General features: G+C 43.5%; 17 protein-coding genes and 1 tRNA gene. 8 read left to right on the plus strand and 10 right to left on the minus strand.

What is annotated here, in order from left to right; translation table 11 throughout:
• Positions 1 to 4: 4 nt before the first annotated feature.
• From ispF to folB, 6 genes are all read right to left on the minus strand, one after another.
• Positions 5 to 481 (minus strand): 2-C-methyl-D-erythritol 2,4-cyclodiphosphate synthase, encoded by a 477-nt coding sequence (ispF, locus tag AAGA51_RS12920; protein WP_042480605.1) that lies wholly within the window; start codon positions 479 to 481, stop codon positions 5 to 7.
• A gap of 2 nt (positions 482 to 483) precedes the next feature.
• Positions 484 to 1,179 carry a 2-C-methyl-D-erythritol 4-phosphate cytidylyltransferase gene (gene ispD, locus AAGA51_RS12925; protein ID WP_042480608.1) on the minus strand — a complete coding sequence of 232 codons (696 nt, stop codon included), beginning with the start codon at positions 1,177 to 1,179 and terminating at the stop codon, positions 484 to 486.
• Positions 1,179 to 1,460 (minus strand): cell division protein FtsB, encoded by a 282-nt coding sequence (gene ftsB / locus AAGA51_RS12930; RefSeq protein ID WP_042480612.1) that lies wholly within the window; start codon positions 1,458 to 1,460, stop codon positions 1,179 to 1,181. Before ftsB ends, ispD begins: the two co-directional genes overlap by 1 nt.
• 126 nt (positions 1,461 to 1,586) lie before the next feature.
• Positions 1,587 to 2,390, minus strand: a complete 804-nt coding sequence (locus AAGA51_RS12935) for an undecaprenyl-diphosphate phosphatase (protein WP_042480616.1) — start codon at positions 2,388 to 2,390, stop codon at positions 1,587 to 1,589.
• 9 nt (positions 2,391 to 2,399) lie between these two features.
• Positions 2,400 to 2,891, minus strand: a complete 492-nt coding sequence (gene folK, locus AAGA51_RS12940; protein WP_042480618.1) for a 2-amino-4-hydroxy-6-hydroxymethyldihydropteridine diphosphokinase — start codon at positions 2,889 to 2,891, stop codon at positions 2,400 to 2,402.
• A complete protein-coding gene (folB, locus tag AAGA51_RS12945) occupies positions 2,888 to 3,241 on the minus strand; it encodes a bifunctional dihydroneopterin aldolase/7,8-dihydroneopterin epimerase (protein WP_042480622.1) in 354 nt (117 codons plus the stop codon). The genes folK and folB overlap by 4 nt, the downstream gene beginning before the upstream one ends.
• A 235-nt stretch (positions 3,242 to 3,476) precedes the next feature.
• On the opposite strand from folB, the gene plsY reads away from it, so the two are divergent.
• The gene (gene plsY / locus AAGA51_RS12950; protein WP_042480627.1) at positions 3,477 to 4,073 is read left to right on the plus strand and encodes a glycerol-3-phosphate 1-O-acyltransferase PlsY; all 597 of its coding nucleotides are present in this window, start codon (positions 3,477 to 3,479) and stop codon (positions 4,071 to 4,073) included.
• Positions 4,074 to 4,144: 71 nt separating this feature from the next.
• Here the strand turns inward: plsY and tsaD are convergent, their stop codons facing one another.
• Positions 4,145 to 5,161 carry a tRNA (adenosine(37)-N6)-threonylcarbamoyltransferase complex transferase subunit TsaD gene (tsaD, locus tag AAGA51_RS12955; RefSeq protein WP_042480629.1) on the minus strand — a complete coding sequence of 339 codons (1,017 nt, stop codon included), beginning with the start codon at positions 5,159 to 5,161 and terminating at the stop codon, positions 4,145 to 4,147.
• A 240-nt stretch (positions 5,162 to 5,401) separates the two neighbouring features.
• Between tsaD and rpsU the strand changes: the two genes are divergently transcribed.
• The 7 genes from rpsU (at position 5,402) to AAGA51_RS12990 (ending at position 12,589) form a co-directional block, all read left to right on the plus strand.
• Positions 5,402 to 5,617 carry a 30S ribosomal protein S21 gene (gene rpsU / locus AAGA51_RS12960; protein WP_001145625.1) on the plus strand — a complete coding sequence of 72 codons (216 nt, stop codon included), beginning with the start codon at positions 5,402 to 5,404 and terminating at the stop codon, positions 5,615 to 5,617.
• Between the two features lie 27 nt (positions 5,618 to 5,644).
• The gene (locus AAGA51_RS12965; protein ID WP_042480635.1) at positions 5,645 to 6,088 is read left to right on the plus strand and encodes a GatB/YqeY domain-containing protein; all 444 of its coding nucleotides are present in this window, start codon (positions 5,645 to 5,647) and stop codon (positions 6,086 to 6,088) included.
• Between the two features lie 107 nt (positions 6,089 to 6,195).
• The gene (gene dnaG / locus AAGA51_RS12970; RefSeq protein WP_042480638.1) at positions 6,196 to 7,941 is read left to right on the plus strand and encodes a DNA primase; all 1,746 of its coding nucleotides are present in this window, start codon (positions 6,196 to 6,198) and stop codon (positions 7,939 to 7,941) included.
• 97 nt (positions 7,942 to 8,038) lie between these two features.
• Positions 8,039 to 9,901, plus strand: coding sequence for an RNA polymerase sigma factor RpoD (rpoD, locus tag AAGA51_RS12975; RefSeq protein ID WP_042480640.1), 1,863 nt, complete (start codon positions 8,039 to 8,041; stop codon positions 9,899 to 9,901).
• 156 nt (positions 9,902 to 10,057) lie between these two features.
• Positions 10,058 to 10,133: transfer RNA gene (locus AAGA51_RS12980), tRNA-Ile, on the plus strand.
• A gap of 259 nt (positions 10,134 to 10,392) precedes the next feature.
• Entirely contained in the window at positions 10,393 to 10,626 is a 234-nt protein-coding gene (locus AAGA51_RS12985) for a hypothetical protein (protein WP_042480643.1), read from the plus strand.
• A 199-nt stretch (positions 10,627 to 10,825) separates the two neighbouring features.
• The gene (locus tag AAGA51_RS12990) at positions 10,826 to 12,589 is read left to right on the plus strand and encodes a lysophospholipid acyltransferase family protein (RefSeq protein ID WP_042480645.1); all 1,764 of its coding nucleotides are present in this window, start codon (positions 10,826 to 10,828) and stop codon (positions 12,587 to 12,589) included.
• A gap of 86 nt (positions 12,590 to 12,675) precedes the next feature.
• Here the strand turns inward: AAGA51_RS12990 and AAGA51_RS12995 are convergent, their stop codons facing one another.
• The 3 genes from AAGA51_RS12995 to hutX all read right to left on the minus strand — a co-directional run bounded on the left by AAGA51_RS12995 (position 12,676) and on the right by hutX (position 16,038).
• Positions 12,676 to 14,760, minus strand: a complete 2,085-nt coding sequence (locus AAGA51_RS12995) for a TonB-dependent hemoglobin/transferrin/lactoferrin family receptor (protein ID WP_042480650.1) — start codon at positions 14,758 to 14,760, stop codon at positions 12,676 to 12,678.
• A 184-nt stretch (positions 14,761 to 14,944) separates the two neighbouring features.
• Positions 14,945 to 15,520, minus strand: coding sequence for a heme utilization protein HutZ (gene hutZ, locus AAGA51_RS13000; RefSeq protein WP_042480651.1), 576 nt, complete (start codon positions 15,518 to 15,520; stop codon positions 14,945 to 14,947).
• On the minus strand, positions 15,517 to 16,038 hold the full coding sequence (gene hutX, locus AAGA51_RS13005) for a heme utilization cystosolic carrier protein HutX (RefSeq protein ID WP_042480654.1): 522 nt from the start codon (positions 16,036 to 16,038) through the stop codon (positions 15,517 to 15,519). The genes hutZ and hutX overlap by 4 nt, the downstream gene beginning before the upstream one ends.
• Between the last annotated feature and the right edge of the window lie 129 nt (positions 16,039 to 16,167).

Consider the following 16,167-nt stretch of genomic DNA (forward strand, 5'->3'; position numbering starts at 1 on the left):
CTCTTTATGCTTTCATCAGTAGTACAACGGCTTCACACGCAATGCCTTCTTTGCGGCCAGTGAAACCTAAACGTTCAGAAGTCGTTGCTTTGACATTGATATTACTAATATCAGTCTCTAGATCCTGAGCAATAGCCGCACACATCGCTTCTATATGAGGAGCCATTTTAGGTGCCTGAGCAATAATGGTGACGTCCGCGTTTCCTAGGCGATAGCCCGACTCTTTTACTCGACGATAAACATCTTTCAACAGTTCACGGCTATTTGCTCCTTTCCATTTATCATCAGTATCCGGAAAGTGCTTACCAATATCACCCGCAGCAATCGCGCCGAGCAGCGCATCACATAACGCATGCAAAGCAACATCACCATCAGAATGCGCAATTAAACCTTGTTCATAAGGAACGGCAACTCCGCCAATAATGACAGGGCCTTCACCACCAAATTTATGCACATCAAAACCATGGCCAATTCGTATCATGCTTATTCCTTATTTCGGCTCAAATAGAACTCAGCCAATGCGAGATCTTCTGGCTGAGTAATTTTTATATTATCTGCTCGGCCATTAACTAGAGCCGGGCTTAAATTCAATCTTTCGAAAGCGGAAGCTTCATCGGTGATATTCGCTTTGCTCGCTAAGCCATCAATCAGAGCTTCACGCAAAGGTAGAGTGCGGAACATTTGTGGCGTCAAAGCATGCCAGAGATTCGAACGTTCAACCGTATGATCTATATTCTGCAGCTCATCGCTACGCTTCATGGTATCTCTGACTGGAGCCGCGAGAATGGCGCCAACAGAATGATTTTCAGCACATTCGATGAGTCGTGTAACATCCAGCTCTGTGAAACAAGGGCGAGCCGCATCATGAACGAGAACCCATTCGCTGACTTCATGTTTACAGATGTAATTCAATGCTGAAAGAACAGAATCTGCTCGTTCTTTGCCGCCGTTAACTCGGATAACTTGAGGGTGGTTAGCAAGTGCTAACGTAGAAAAGTAAGGATCATCTTCGCTGACGGCAACAACCACTTTAGAGACTTTAGGATGTGCCAGTAGCTTGGACACGGTGTGCTCAAGTACGGTTTTTCCCAAAAGTTTTAAATATTGTTTCGGACGGTCGGCCTGCATCCGACTGCCAACGCCCGCAGCAGGGACAACCGCAATGATTGATTTATCCATCAACGATTATCCTCTCCGGTAATACGGTAAAAAGTTTCTCCACTTTTCACCATTCCCAATTCATGACGAGCTCTTTCTTCAATCGCATCAAGCCCTTGTCGCAAGTCATCAATTTCCGCGAACATCTCTTGGTTACGTTGATGTAAGTTAGTATTCACTTGCTCTTGAACTTCTATCTCTGCCGCAACAGCATGATAATCAGATATTCCGTTCTTCCCCTGCCATAAGCTGTATTGTAGAAAACCAAGCAGCAGGGTTAATGTCACCGCAAGTACTCGCATTACTTTCACACTCGTCAATATTGATAAAAAATCGGTGTATATAGAAGAAAGGCCGAATAAAAACGGCCTTTTTGTCAATTTGGGTAGAAACGCCCTATTTATACCATAAGCCCCTTTTTCAGGCGACTAACGGCTTAATAGAAAGGCAAATAACCCGACACCTAAAATCAAACGGTAAATTACAAATGGGGTCATACCCATTCGAGAAATAAGCTTTAAGAAAAAGAAAATACAGATATAGGCGCTAACAAACGACGTCAAAATACCTGTCATCAAGAATCCTAGATGGATTGGTTCACCACTGGTAACCAGTTTCAAACCTAGGTAGCTTCCCGCCAGTACGATAATTGGAATCGACATTAAAAACGAAAAACGCGCTGCCGCTTCACGAGTAAAACCAAGATAAAGAGCTGCTGTAATGGTAATACCTGAACGAGAGGTCCCCGGAATCATTGCCACCGCTTGTGCGAAACCGATGAAGAGCGCTTTCTTCCAACCCGCTTGATACTCATTAATATTCTGTTTAGCAGCTTTATCAGCGTACCAAAGAAGAATACCAAAAATAATGGTAGTAGCCGCAATCACCCAAGCGCTGCGTAAGTAGACTTCGATGACGTCTTTCATCACCAAGCCAAAAATACAAGCAGGGATAGTCGCTAAAATAATGCACCAAGCTAAGTTTGCTTCTTTGCTTCGATCTCCTTTGAAAATAGAGGCAAAAAATGCGCTTAACAATGCTTTAACTTCGTTTCTAAAGTAAATCACAACCGCAGTTAAGGTGCCGACATGAACCGCCACATCAAACGCTAAACCTTGATCAGCCCAACCTAATACTGCCGATGGCAAGATAAGATGTGCAGAGCTGGAAATTGGCAAAAATTCGGTAAAACCCTGAATTAAAGCCAACATAAAAGACTCGAAATAACTCATTATTTTCTCTTACTTGATACTAAACCAGAGGGGAACTGGTTTTAGTTGTTCTAAAAGTTCAGCGTTTTGCCAGACTTTTTCGATAGACAAATCTGTTCCCGGAATATTGAGTTCAGGGCATAACTCATACAAAGGCTGTATCACAAATGGATATTGATAAATATCCTGACGTGGGACAACAGGTGAGCTTGGGGAAATGACATCACCAAACAGAATAATATCCATATCCAGTGTACGATCTTGATACTTCTTCGCATCAATATCGCGCCCCCAACGATACTCTGCATCTTTTAAAGACTGCTGAAAATCGTGTAGAGACAATGAAGTTTTTAACTCCACCACTAAATTGAAAAAAGGATGACTATCAAACCCTTGAGCTGGGCACTCATATATCGTTGAAAGACGTAATTCGCTTCCCACTAGGCTCAGCTCTTGAATTCCCGCTTCAATATGACGGCGCCGTTCTATGTTAGAACCTACGCCAACATAGGCAGTGATCATAATGATCCTCTTTCGATGATCACTCCTACACCTTTCGCCTGCGGAACTGCACCCGGTTTTGTTAGTCGAATACGAATCCAAGGCACACTAAAGCGTTGCATGATTAAGCTAGCGACTTCTTCTGCCACCCTTTCAACCAATAAGAAACGGCCTGATTCAATATGTTCAATCACAGCTTGGCTGACTTGAGCGTAGTCTAGAGCATGCACAACATCGTCGCTGTTGCCTGCTGGCTTATTGTCATGAGCCATTTCCAAATCGAGAACCAGTTTTTGTTTAATGGTCTGTTCCCAGTCATAAACCCCTATTGTGGTAATGACTTCTAGCTGCTCTATAAAGACTTTATCCATCTTCTATCGAATTCCTTCCAACAGTTAAACTCAATTACAGGTCGGATACCTATATTGAGTAAAAAAACGTACTATCGTCGCCAATCGCGATATCATATACGAAACCGCGTTTAGATGGGTAAAGCAAACAGAATTTTTACTTAAAGACACTCATGCCAACTTGAAGTTACCAGTCGCATGGGTATAACAAGACAATGTAAAGCCCAGTTCAAAAAATCACCGTATTGAGGCAATAATGACGCCATTGGCACTAATAATGATAATTTCCGCTTATTTACTGGGGTCGATCTCCAGTGCGGTGCTGATCTGTCGTTTATTACGCCTGCCAGACCCTAGAGGTGTGGGTTCAAATAATCCGGGTGCTACAAACGTCTTACGAATTGGTGGCAAAAAAGCAGCGGCGGCAGTGTTACTGTGCGACATGCTCAAAGGCACGATTCCGGTTTGGGCGGGTTACTTTCTAAAAATAGATCCACTCATTTTAGGTTTGGTTGCCATCGCGGCATGCCTTGGTCATATGTACCCAATTTTCTTTCACTTTAAAGGTGGGAAAGGTGTCGCTACCGCTTTAGGTGCTATCGCCCCTATCGGGTTAGATTTAACAGCCATGATTATGGCGACTTGGCTATTTGTGGCGGTCATTTTCCGCTATTCATCTTTGGCCGCGATAGTCACCGTGTTGCTTGCCCCTCTTTATACATGGCTGGTAAAACCCCAATATACTCTGCCAGTAGCCATGCTCTGCTGTTTAATTATCTTGCGCCATCACCAAAACATTAAGCGTCTCTTTGCCGGAACAGAACCTAAAGTCGGCGAAAAAAAGAAAGCTTAATCCACTTAGTTCCACAGGCTCCAAGCATAAAAAAACGGCCGCAATTGCGACCGTTTTCTTATTCGGCTTTGTTACTCAATCGGTGTCAATTGATCAATTGGCCAGCGAGGACGAGCTTCGACACTCAAATCTGTCACGTCACCATTCTTCAAACGCTGCATACCAGCAAACGCGATCATGGCACCGTTATCAGTACAAAACTCGGTACGTGGGTAATACACTTCACCACCGATTTTTTCTGCTAGCTTAGCTAAATCTGCGCGTAACTGTTTATTGGCACTTACACCACCCGCAATGACAATTCGCTTCATGCCAGTTTCTTCCAACGCACGTTTACACTTAATAACCAGCGTTGAACAAACTGCATCTTGGAATGCATAGGCAATATCGGCACGAGTTTGTTCATCGTCACCGTTTGCTGAAATGGTATTAGCCGTAAAAGTTTTCAGGCCAGAAAAGCTCATATCTAAACCAGGGCGATCCGTCATAGGACGAGGAAACTTAAAGCGCCCCGGTGTGCCTTTTTCTGCTAAGCGTGAAAGCAAAGGACCACCTGGGTAATCCAGCCCCATGAGTTTCGCAGTTTTATCAAACGCTTCACCCGCCGCATCATCAATAGATTCGCCAAGAATGCGGTACTCACCAATACCTTTTACTTCAACCATCATGCTGTGACCACCTGAAACAAGCAGTGCAACAAATGGGAACGGAGGTGGATTGTCTTCCAACATTGGCGCGAGTAAGTGGCCTTCCATATGGTGTACCGCTACAGCAGGAACATTCCACGCGTAAGCAATACTGCGTCCAATGGTTGCACCAACTAATAGAGCCCCTACTAGACCAGGTCCTGCTGTATATGCAACACCATCAATGTCTTTAGGCGTTAAATTCGCTTCTGCCATTGCCGCCTTAATAAGAGGTATGGTTTTCTTAACGTGGTCACGCGAAGCCAGTTCTGGCACAACACCGCCGTAGTCAGCATGAAGTTTTACTTGGCTATAAAGCTTATGTGACAGCAATCCCTTTTCGTCGTCGTAAATCGCTATACCCGTCTCATCACAAGAGGTTTCAATACCAATAATACGCATATTTTTCTCAGCACACTGCCATCTAAAATTTCAAATTGGCGCAATGTTACAACGGCTTCGCTTCACAAACAAATTTTGTACAGAGGCTAAGCGACAAAGTACTTTACAAAGGCACAACGATCGGATTAAAATTCCGCACCATTTTTGATCTAGCTGATTAAAGACCAAACGAATAAGAAACCTTGTTGATTTGGTCACTGAATATCAGCATTAACGAATAACCCCTGAGGTGAAAGGCATATGCCAGTAGTTAAAGTACGTGAAAACGAACCGTTCGACGTTGCACTACGTCGTTTCAAACGCTCTTGCGAAAAAGCAGGTATCCTTTCTGAAGTGCGTCGTCGTGAGCACTACGAAAAACCAACTACAGTTCGCAAACGCGCTAAAGCAGCAGCTCAAAAGCGTCACGCTAAGAAGCTTGCTCGCGAAAACGCTCGTCGCGTTCGCCTGTACTAATAACTTTTCCTAACTAAGGAACGAGTTATGGCTCTTATTGATAATCTCAGAGAAGAGCAAAAATTAGCGATGAAAGCCAAGGACAAAGCGCGCCTTGGCACTATTCGTTTAGCCCTTTCAGCAATCAAACAACGTGAAGTTGACGAGAAGATTACTCTGACCGATGACGATATCGTTGCAGTGCTGACAAAAATGGTTAAACAACGTCGCGACTCTGTATCGCAATACGAAGCAGCAAATCGTTTAGATTTAGCTGAAGTGGAGCAAGCAGAAATCACTATACTTGAGGAATTTATGCCTCAACCATTGAGTGAAGAAGAAGTGTTAGCACTAATTGAAGGTGCTATCGCAGAATCCTCTCCAGCGGGCATGCAAGACATGGGTAAAGTGATGGCTATCTTGAAACCACAAATTCAAGGGCGTGCAGATATGGGTAAAGTCAGCGGTTTAGTTCGCGCTAAGCTGGCTTAATCCAGAACTCTATTGCAGCAAGCCGTGCTATTCTCTGAATGCACGGCTTGTTTGTATCTAAGGTCTGTTGACCTTGCACATTCGTTTTTATCTTTTTTTTAGGTTTTATGGCAGGACAGATCCCTCGTAGCTTCATCGATGACCTCCTAGCTCGACTTGATATTGTCGATGTTATCGACGCACGTGTGAAACTTAAAAAAAAGGGCAAAAACTACGGTGCATGTTGTCCGTTCCACAATGAAAAAACCCCGTCATTTAGCGTAAGCCAAGAAAAGCAGTTCTATCACTGTTTCGGCTGCGGCGTGCATGGCAACGCCATCGACTTCATGATGGAGTACGAACGTCTTGAGTTTCCCGAAGCAATTGAAGAATTAGCTTCATCTCTTGGATTAGAAGTACCCAGAGAAGAGCGCTCAAATAGCGGTTTTAAAAGTAATACGCCAAAAGTCAGCAGCGACGAGAAACGTAATCTTTACGATTTAATGGGCAGCATCGCTCAGTTTTATCGTCAGCAACTTAAAGTTCCTGCTAACCGCCATGCCATTGAGTATTTAAAAAATCGCGGTTTATCCGGCGAGATTGTTCAAAAATTCGGTATTGGCTATGTGGCCGACGAATGGGATTTAGTTCGTAAGAATTTCGGACAACAAAAACATGCACAAGACATGCTAGTTTCTGGCGGCATGTTGATAGAAAACGACAACGGCAAACGCTATGACCGTTTTCGAGGCCGCGTTATGTTCCCTATTCGGGATCGACGAGGCCGTGTAATTGGCTTTGGTGGTCGTGTGATTGGTGATGGTACGCCTAAGTACTTGAACTCACCAGAAACGCCTATCTTCCACAAAGGCAAAGAGCTGTACGGACTTTATGAAGTTTTACAGGCTTACCGTGAACCACCGCAGATCCTAGTGGTCGAAGGTTATATGGATGTGGTTGCTCTGGCGCAATATGGCATTGATTATTCCGTAGCTTCTCTAGGGACATCAACCACAGGCGACCATCTACAATTACTGTTCAGACAAACCAATACTGTGGTTTGCTGTTACGACGGTGACCGTGCAGGTAAAGAAGCGGCATGGCGAGCACTGGAAAACGCGCTTAGCTATCTGAAAAGTGGCAACATATTAAAATTCCTGTTCCTTCCAGATGGCGAAGACCCTGACAGCTTTGTTCGTAAGAACGGTAAAGAAGCATTTGAAGAAATGGTTCTAAATGCAGAACCTTTATCGAAATATCTGTTTTCTAATTTGCTTACCCAAGTAAATGTAGGTAACAACGAAGGCAAAGCCGCATTAGAAGCGCTTGCTCTTCCTTTGATCAATAAAGTACCTGATGAGTCCATGCAAAATCAGCTACTTAAGATTTTAGGCCAAACAACCGGGATTTATAAAAAGCCAACATTGCCGACGGATTCTAAAACTAGACCTCAGCCGCATAAAGAAATAAAGCGAACACCGATGAGAGATGTCATCGCTTTGCTTCTTCAGAATCCGAGCTATGCTGATATGGTGCCAGACCTTTCTACAACTCAAGGTTTAGACATTCCGGGACTGAAATTGTTAACAGAAGTGCTTGAAAAATGCCGACAGCATCCCAATATAAAAACGGGTCAATTGTTAGAGCATTGGCGAAACACAAGAAACGAGGCACTGTTGTCTCGACTTGCAAGCTGGGATATCCCGCTTGTAGAAGATAATCAAAACGAACTATTTTTTGACTCATTGGACAAAATTATTGCCCAGTGCGTAGAGAAACAAATTGAAAACCTGCTGGCTAAATCAAGAAGTATCGGTTTATCAAGCGACGAAAAAAGGGAGCTTCAAGAACTCATGAGAGATTTGAAAGCGTAACCCTGTTTGAATAGTCAGCAACAATTTAATTTGTTATTATCCGTGGTTTGCATTTCGCATACTATTCCTTCACCAGATACGAAGTTGGATACCGTCTATGGATCAAAATCCGCAGTCACAGCTAAAGCAACTTGTCATTCGCGGCAAGGAGCAGGGCTATCTGACCTACGCCGAAGTAAATGACCACCTACCAGCAGAAATCGTAGATTCTGAACAGGTAGAAGATATTATTCAGATGATCAACGACATGGGTATCAAAGTTGTAGAAACTGCCCCTGACGCTGATGATCTAGCTCTTAATGATGATGAAACCATCACCGATGAAGACGCAGCTGAAGCTGCTGCTGCTGCGCTGTCTAGCGTAGAAAGCGAGATTGGTAGAACAACTGACCCTGTTCGTATGTATATGCGTGAGATGGGTACAGTAGAACTACTAACTCGTGAAGGTGAAATCGATATCGCGAAGCGTATCGAAGATGGTATTAACCAAGTACAAAGTGCTGTTGCTGAATACCCTGGAACTATTCCATACATTCTTGAACAATTTGACAAAGTTCAAGCTGAGGAACTTCGCCTAACCGATATCATTAGTGGTTTTGTAGACCCAGATGATGTTGAAAGTGAAGCACCAACAGCAACACACATCGGTTCAGAGTTAACAGGTTCAGACCTAGATGACGAAGACGACACCGATGATGAAGATGAAGACGAAGATGGCGACGACGATAGCAGCGATGAAGAAGAAGTTGGTATCGATCCTGAACTTGCTTTAGAGAAATTTACTGAGCTTCGTAATCAATATCAGAATCTTCAACTTGCTATCAACGAGCATGGCGACAACAGCCCCAAAGCTCAAGAAGCGACTGAACTTGTGTTAACGGTCTTCCGTGAATTCCGTTTGACACCTAAGCAGTTCGATCATCTTGTAAATACGCTACGCAATTCTATGGATCGCGTACGTACACAAGAACGTCTGATCATGCGCTCTGTTGTTGAAAAAGCTAAAATGCCGAAGAAGTCATTTATTTCGGTATTTACTGGCAATGAATCTGATGAAGCTTGGTTTGACCAAATTCTTGCATCAGATAAGCCATACGTAGCCAAGATCCGTGAAGATGAAGAAGATATTCGTCGTTCAATTCAAAAGCTACGTATTATCGAACAAGAAACATCTTTAACGGTAAACCGTATTAAAGATATCAGCCGTCGCATGTCTATTGGTGAAGCGAAAGCTCGCCGTGCGAAAAAAGAGATGGTTGAAGCGAACTTACGTCTTGTTATCTCTATCGCGAAGAAATACACCAACCGTGGCTTACAATTCTTGGATCTTATTCAGGAAGGTAACATCGGTCTGATGAAAGCGGTAGATAAGTTCGAATATCGTCGTGGTTACAAGTTCTCAACTTATGCAACTTGGTGGATCCGTCAGGCAATTACTCGTTCAATTGCAGACCAAGCTCGTACGATCCGTATCCCTGTGCACATGATTGAAACGATCAACAAACTGAACCGTATCTCTCGTCAAATGCTACAAGAAATGGGGCGCGAGCCTCTGCCGGAAGAATTGGCAGAACGTATGCAAATGCCGGAAGATAAGATTCGTAAGGTACTGAAAATTGCTAAAGAGCCAATCTCAATGGAGACACCAATCGGTGACGACGAAGATTCGCATCTAGGTGATTTCATCGAGGATACCACTCTAGAACTACCACTAGATTCTGCAACGGCAACCAGCCTACGTGCAGCAACTCGTGACGTTTTGGGTGGCCTAACACCTCGTGAAGCAAAAGTACTTCGCATGCGTTTCGGTATCGATATGAACACTGACCACACTTTGGAAGAAGTAGGTAAGCAGTTCGATGTTACTCGTGAACGTATCCGTCAGATCGAAGCAAAAGCACTACGCAAGCTTCGTCATCCAAGCCGTTCAGAAACTCTGCGCAGCTTCCTAGACGAGTAAGATAGTAGCGAGCTTTCATAAAGCATTGAATAAAAGGTGAGCGACAGCTCGCCTTTTTTATTATCTACAGTTCTAAGTGGATAAAAACTAAGCGCTATTACCCTACTTTGCGTCTAGACACACCCCGACCCTTCCCCTATAATCATTGACCTATTAGGCCCCTTAGCTCAGTGGTTAGAGCAGTCGACTCATAATCGATTGGTCATGTGTTCAAGTCACATAGGGGCCACCAAATCCCGATAAGGCGTATGAAGATATTCATGCGCCTTTATCTTTTCTGGTCCGGTCTATATCCGGTCCGCGATTACTTCCGGTAAGCTCTGGTCCATTAGGTCAGCCGAAACTCTCCACGTAGTCACACTTCCCCTATCAGAGTGATATACAGCATCAGAACCTTCTCTCGTCTGTACAGCACGAATTAGAGCAGATACATACCACTTAACACCAGACCTAAACCTCAGAAAAACTCCGCACTGGGTACTTTTTCCACGATGGAGCAAACGACTTTCCAGCTTACTAAAGACGACAAAGAGATCCAGTCAGAAGTATTGATCACCTCTGACGATGAGATTTTTGGCACCATCATCAGCCAAAGAATGGAGAATGCTCCCAATCTACATAAAGTACTCATTCCCTACAGTGGAAACCCTGTGATGCAGATAATTATCATCGACAGCAACACCCAAAAAGCTCTGGTAATTAATAACCTATCTCAACTCAGTTGATTTTCTCATTCATAATGACGGATGTGATTGTTTAATGAGGCTCAGTATAACCGAGCCTTCTTTATACCTTTCCTTCTTTACCCCATCCCACATTCATCATTTTGCAAAAAATCCGCCATCAAAGACTCACATAACTGCAGCTTAGGTGAAATATTAACCTTCTAGCATGGGCTCATAATACAAGTATTGTGAGGTTAACATGCTGTCTAAAAGCCCTTTTAAATTGCCACGAAAAACGCCGTTTGGTTTAGGTGAAAACCTAGCAGAATGGGCAACGGGTTTAAGTCAACTTGATAAATTCTATGCACAGCGCCCTGCAGGGTGCGACACTCGCCAGTTCCTTCGCTTCACGCTCGAAATATTAGGTATTGATTACCAACTGATTAAAGGTTCACTTAACAACGTACCGCAAATTGGACCAACGGTTGTGGTTGCCAACCACCCGCTAGGCTGTGTTGAAGGTGTGATATTGGCAGAGATGCTCCTTACGATTCGATCTGACGTTCAAATACTCGCAAATCAATATCTTAAAACAGTCCCAGAGCTGGACTCCCTGTTTATTGGTGTCGATGTATTTGAAACAGATAAAGCACGTAAAGCTAACTTACAAGCGATGCGTCAGGCACATAAGCATTTAGAGCAAGGCGGCTTATTGTTGATGTTCCCTGCTGGCGAAGTCTCCCAATTGGTAGACAGCAAACAACGCCGATTGGAAGATAAAGAATGGAGCCAGTCGGTTAGCCGACTGATCAAAAAACACAAAGCAGCAGCATTGCCCGTTTATATCGAAGGTCATAACTCGACTCGTTTCTATATGGCAGGGAAAATACATCCGCTGCTCCGTACCGTAATGCTCGGTCGCGAATTGCTGAATAAAAAACAAACCTGTATCGACATCTCGATTAGCGATCCAATTCACTACAAAGAAATGCAACATCTTTGCGATCAGCAGTTGGTCAATTACTTACGTTTGAACACCTACCTGCTCGGTGCAAAAAAAACACTGTCGCGAGATAAAACCAACTTAGATGACACTTCACAACCTATAGCTGACAGATTACCGCTTGTTGAACTGCTTGAAGATATTGAAGCACTTCCTTCATCAGCACACTTGCTTAGCCTTAACGAATTTGATGTTTACTGTACTCAGTCCGAAAACATCCCTTCTTTAATGCATGAGATTGGACGCTTGCGTGAAAAGAATTTTCGTCAAGTAGGCGAAGGGACTGGGATGGCGTTAGATGTGGATGAGTTTGACCGCGAGTACTTGCATCTTTTCATCTGGGACAGAGAACGAGATGAAATGGTAGGCGCTTATCGCTTGGGGCTGGTAGACAAAATTGTCGCAGCCCAAGGTATTCAAGGGCTCTATTCCAGCACCCTATTTAATTACGATCCGCGCTTTCTAGAAAATATGGGTAACGCTATAGAACTAGGACGCTCGGTGATTGATGAGTACTACCAGAAGAGCATGGCACCATTGCTCCTGCTCTGGAAAGGAATTGGCGCATTTATTCATAGAAATCCTCAATACACTCACCTGTTTGGCCCCGTCAGCATCAGCAATGATTACAGTGAACAAGCCCGACGCTTGCTGGCAGACACAATGACACTGCACTTCTACGACAACGAGCAAGCTAACTTTGTCGCGGCTTCAAACCCATTACCTATGATGCAAGCACAATGGAATGCCAGTTTGTTAACTTCCTTAGCCGACTTACAACTGCTCTCGCGAGTGATTGCTCGTATTGATGAAGGGAAAGGTATTCCGGTGCTATTACGTCAGTATTTAGGCTTAAACGGAAAACTGGTCAGCTTTAACGTTGACCCAGCGTTTAATGATGCCTTAGATGGTTTGATCGTGGTGGATTTACACGATGTTCCGATGAAAACTCTAAGCCGTTATATGGGAGTGAAAGAAGCGGAAGAGTATTTGAAAGTGTCGGCATCAACTTCCCAATAACAATCGCTTCCTAATATCAAAATCCCCGAGCAGTAAAACTCGGGGATTTTTCGTTCTTTGTCTTTACTAATAACTAGAATTAACGTCTAGAACTCATACTTAGCAGTAAGAGAGAAGTTACGTTTTGCTTGAGTAAGATCTTTATCTTCTGCACTCAGACCACGGACATCGTTCCAATTGTAATATTCTTCATCAGTGAGATTGAAGATACCAGCACGTAAAGTTAGGTCGTTAATTGGCTTGTAGTAAGCCGTAATATCAACCACGGTCGCCGCATCGATTGGTAAGTAGTCACCATCAATATCGCTCTGTTTCTTATTCGCTGTATAGGTCAGGTTAATGGTTGTACCCCATTGATTGACCGAATCATAGCTAACGCCCACAACAGTATTCCATGGGTTAACACTATTTAGCGGATTACCTTCCCCGTCCTCACCTTCAGTATAAGCAGCTGCAACACGTGAACTAAAGCCTTCAACTGGCATGAAAGCATCCCATGACAACTGATTGGCAAGCTCTACGCCTTTGATGGTTGCTTTCTCAATATTAATTGACTGGTAAACAGCATTCCTTGTTTGGAAGCTGCCCGAAACTAACTGATTATCAATGAAGTTATCGTAATCACTGTAGAAAACCGCGATTTCGTTACTCATTGAATCTGAGTTAAAACGCCATCCAGCTTCATAAGAGATACTCTCTTCCGCTTCTAAATCTGGGTTCGGTTTATTAACGTATCCATAAGTTGGGTTGCCGTAAGAGTAATACAATTCCTCGAAATCTGGAGCACGGAAACCTTGGCTGACTTGTGCAAACAAGCGATGTTGCTCCGTCAGTTTGTAAACCGTTCCTAAACGAGCAGTAACAGCTGAATCAGAGTAGTTTTTATATTCACTGGCATCATTTTGACTTGGGTTCGCACTGGTATCGCCCGGTTTAGTTTCGAATGAGTCAAAACGAAGCCCTGGTGTGACAATGAAATCATTCCAAGAAACTTCGTCTTGTACAAACATACCGTAACGCGTTTCTGCTGCTTCAGGAATATAGAAAATAACTTGGTCACTACCTACAGAGTTGAACTCTTGGTTAGTATTAGCAATATCTTTGTCTGAGAAAGACGCGCCATAAACTAAGTTGTGCTCAGCACTGCCTATTACAAAAGACTTATCAAACTGAGCATCTAGCTGGATGCCTTCATCTGAATAAATGTAATCTTTCTTTTGCACGTTCCCAGTTCGAGTTGATGTGCGATCAGTGATGCCATTTTCTTCTTTGCTCATCCAATCAAGCTGCCAGGTAATTCGGTCAGCCAATAGAACGTCTGCATCCCAAATATGCTTAATACCAACTTGATATTGTTCAGTTTCGTCGCTACCAGATGCATTCTGATACCCACTAAAAGTCAATGACTCCAAGTCGTTCTTGTTGCGAATATAGTTTCCAGAAAACTCTAACCGATGAGCTGGATTTAATTGGTACTGCAGTTTCACCAATAGATTATTAGCACTGCTATCTTGTTCATCTGGTTGACCAAAATTATCCACTTCCTGACCATCTCGTCGGGTATAAGCAACCAGCGATTCTAAATCACCTATCTTATTTGCTAATGCAATAGACTCACTGAAAGTTTTATCCGAAGAAGAGTAGTTGAGTTTTGCATAACCGCCGAAATCACGACCTTTTAAAATATCTGCTGGGTCTTTAGTTTCAAACGCGACAATGCCACCAATCGCATCTGAACCTTGTAAAGACGAAGCTGCACCTTTGACGATCTCAACGGCTTTAATCATATCGGTATCAACATCAACGCGAGACGAGTTAACAAACGTCGCTCCAGAATCAAATTGATTGGGTTGTGCTACCCCATCAACGATGACTTTGATGCGGTTTCCTTCAATACCGCGAATATTGATGCTTTGCACACCTTGCCGAGCATTGGTTTGCAAAGTGACGCCCGGTGTATATTTAAATAGGTCTTCAACATCTTCGACCATATTGTGTTCAATCGCCTCTTCATCAACTACGGTAACCGATGCAGCGGTATCAATCGTTTGAGTATTTAGACGCGTTGCCGACACAACGACTTCGTCAAATGAATAGGTAGTTTCTTCTGCAACAGCAGGCGCTGATAGCAACGCGCCGATAACTATCGCAAGCGGAGTTTGCTTAATCATTATTATGTCCATGTTTAAATGTTAAGTGAGCTCAGTGGTTTCCCTGAATTTGAAGTGCACGAATCCAAGCGGCGTTCGCACGCGAGCCGCTTCGAGGCATCAAAATTATGGGAATATTGTTATTAGTTGAGCTGAGATTTCAGATTATGTCTTTACTTAGTAAGCATTAGCTTTTAAGTATTAGTTATTGCTCCATACGCTCCTTTTCAGCTTTCACATGCCCTTCTGTTAAATGAACAAAATCGAGCATGTCATTGCCGGAAATAACAAACGCTTGTCCGAACCCTTTGACGTAACGACCTGATTCAGGTACTAAGCGATAAAGATTGAAGTCACCTAACTGGCTTAAATTATCAATAATCTCTCCAAAACGAGCTTTTAGCGCGGCAACACCTTGGACCCAATCTTCGGTTTGTCTTTCAACAAGTTCTGCGCGCGTGTCGAAAGTCAATCTCTTACGGGCGTAAATGTTCTTACATTTACTTTCATCTTCGATCATTAAAATCGAAACATTGCGGTTCGTTTTTAAGTTCTGCCCATGAGCAGCAATATCACTCACGAGGATGTAATAAGCTTTGCTATCAAAAGCGAATGGCGCATAGGTAGCGTTCGGAATACCAGCAGCGTTAATGGTTGCTAGCTGCAAGGTTTTGCGAGAATCACGAAATTCACGAACTTCTGGCTCTAATCGACCTTGCAGGCGTTCACGACGAACTTCCTCTCGTTGAACATTTTCTTGTGGCTGACTTTCAATATTCACGCGGCAAACTCCTTTTTCATTTGCTTAAACGCTTCTACCTGCTGAGGGAAAAGCTGACGTTTTTTGTCTCGGCCTACGTACACTTTAAACACACAATCACCATCGGTATTGAAGAAACCAATATAGTAACTTTCCTTGCCTCGGAATGGCTTACTCACAAACGCGATATGTTCTACGAGATCTAAGCGAAGATGACCATGCAGCTCACCCTCTCTTCCCATTAAGTTATAGTAGCCGTGCGCTTCTTTGCCTTTCGGGAAATTGGCTTTGGTTTCAAAGATCGAGCCGAAAGAGTGAACAATAGTCGTAACACTTCCCCACTCTGGTAACTGTTCCAAAATAGTCTGGGCGTGTTCACCTGCTACTCGGGTTACCATCTCGTCAGGCAGAGCAAAAGTAATGGCGCCTTCGCTTAACCCCAATTGCTGAGACATGTTAAATACTGGGGTAGAGTCATCTTCCGACAACGCTGCTGTCACTTTGTGTTTTACTTCTTCTTCGGAAAAAGTGGTGTACATGGTTACTCCTAGTTACGCTTTGGCATTCAAGTAGTTACCACTACTATTGAACAAGTCATTCGCCAAATCCCAACTCAAAATGTTTAATTCATAAAACGAAAATCGGATGAGTGGCTATCATACCCAGTC

It is taken from the genome of Vibrio diazotrophicus (assembly GCF_038452265.1).
GTDB lineage: Bacteria > Pseudomonadota > Gammaproteobacteria > Enterobacterales > Vibrionaceae > Vibrio > Vibrio diazotrophicus.

What these genes read in the sequence shown, in the direction of transcription:
- plsY (WP_042480627.1), top strand. Translation starts at nt 3,477, where the DNA reads ATGACGCCATTGGCACTAATAATGATAATTTCCGCTTATTTACTGGGG.
- AAGA51_RS12985 (WP_042480643.1), top strand. Translation starts at nt 10,393, where the DNA reads ATGGAGCAAACGACTTTCCAGCTTACTAAAGACGACAAAGAGATCCAG.
- folB (WP_042480622.1), bottom strand. Translation starts at nt 3,241, where the DNA reads ATGGATAAAGTCTTTATAGAGCAGCTAGAAGTCATTACCACAATAGGG.
- AAGA51_RS12995 (WP_042480650.1), bottom strand. Translation starts at nt 14,760, where the DNA reads ATGATTAAGCAAACTCCGCTTGCGATAGTTATCGGCGCGTTGCTATCA.
- ispF (WP_042480605.1), bottom strand. Translation starts at nt 481, where the DNA reads ATGATACGAATTGGCCATGGTTTTGATGTGCATAAATTTGGTGGTGAA.
- AAGA51_RS12935 (WP_042480616.1), bottom strand. Translation starts at nt 2,390, where the DNA reads ATGAGTTATTTCGAGTCTTTTATGTTGGCTTTAATTCAGGGTTTTACC.
- AAGA51_RS12990 (WP_042480645.1), top strand. Translation starts at nt 10,826, where the DNA reads ATGCTGTCTAAAAGCCCTTTTAAATTGCCACGAAAAACGCCGTTTGGT.
- AAGA51_RS12965 (WP_042480635.1), top strand. Translation starts at nt 5,645, where the DNA reads ATGGCTCTTATTGATAATCTCAGAGAAGAGCAAAAATTAGCGATGAAA.
- hutX (WP_042480654.1), bottom strand. Translation starts at nt 16,038, where the DNA reads ATGTACACCACTTTTTCCGAAGAAGAAGTAAAACACAAAGTGACAGCA.
- ftsB (WP_042480612.1), bottom strand. Translation starts at nt 1,460, where the DNA reads ATGCGAGTACTTGCGGTGACATTAACCCTGCTGCTTGGTTTTCTACAA.
- ispD (WP_042480608.1), bottom strand. Translation starts at nt 1,179, where the DNA reads ATGGATAAATCAATCATTGCGGTTGTCCCTGCTGCGGGCGTTGGCAGT.
- rpsU (WP_001145625.1), top strand. Translation starts at nt 5,402, where the DNA reads ATGCCAGTAGTTAAAGTACGTGAAAACGAACCGTTCGACGTTGCACTA.
- folK (WP_042480618.1), bottom strand. Translation starts at nt 2,891, where the DNA reads ATGATCACTGCCTATGTTGGCGTAGGTTCTAACATAGAACGGCGCCGT.
- rpoD (WP_042480640.1), top strand. Translation starts at nt 8,039, where the DNA reads ATGGATCAAAATCCGCAGTCACAGCTAAAGCAACTTGTCATTCGCGGC.
- tsaD (WP_042480629.1), bottom strand. Translation starts at nt 5,161, where the DNA reads ATGCGTATTATTGGTATTGAAACCTCTTGTGATGAGACGGGTATAGCG.
- dnaG (WP_042480638.1), top strand. Translation starts at nt 6,196, where the DNA reads ATGGCAGGACAGATCCCTCGTAGCTTCATCGATGACCTCCTAGCTCGA.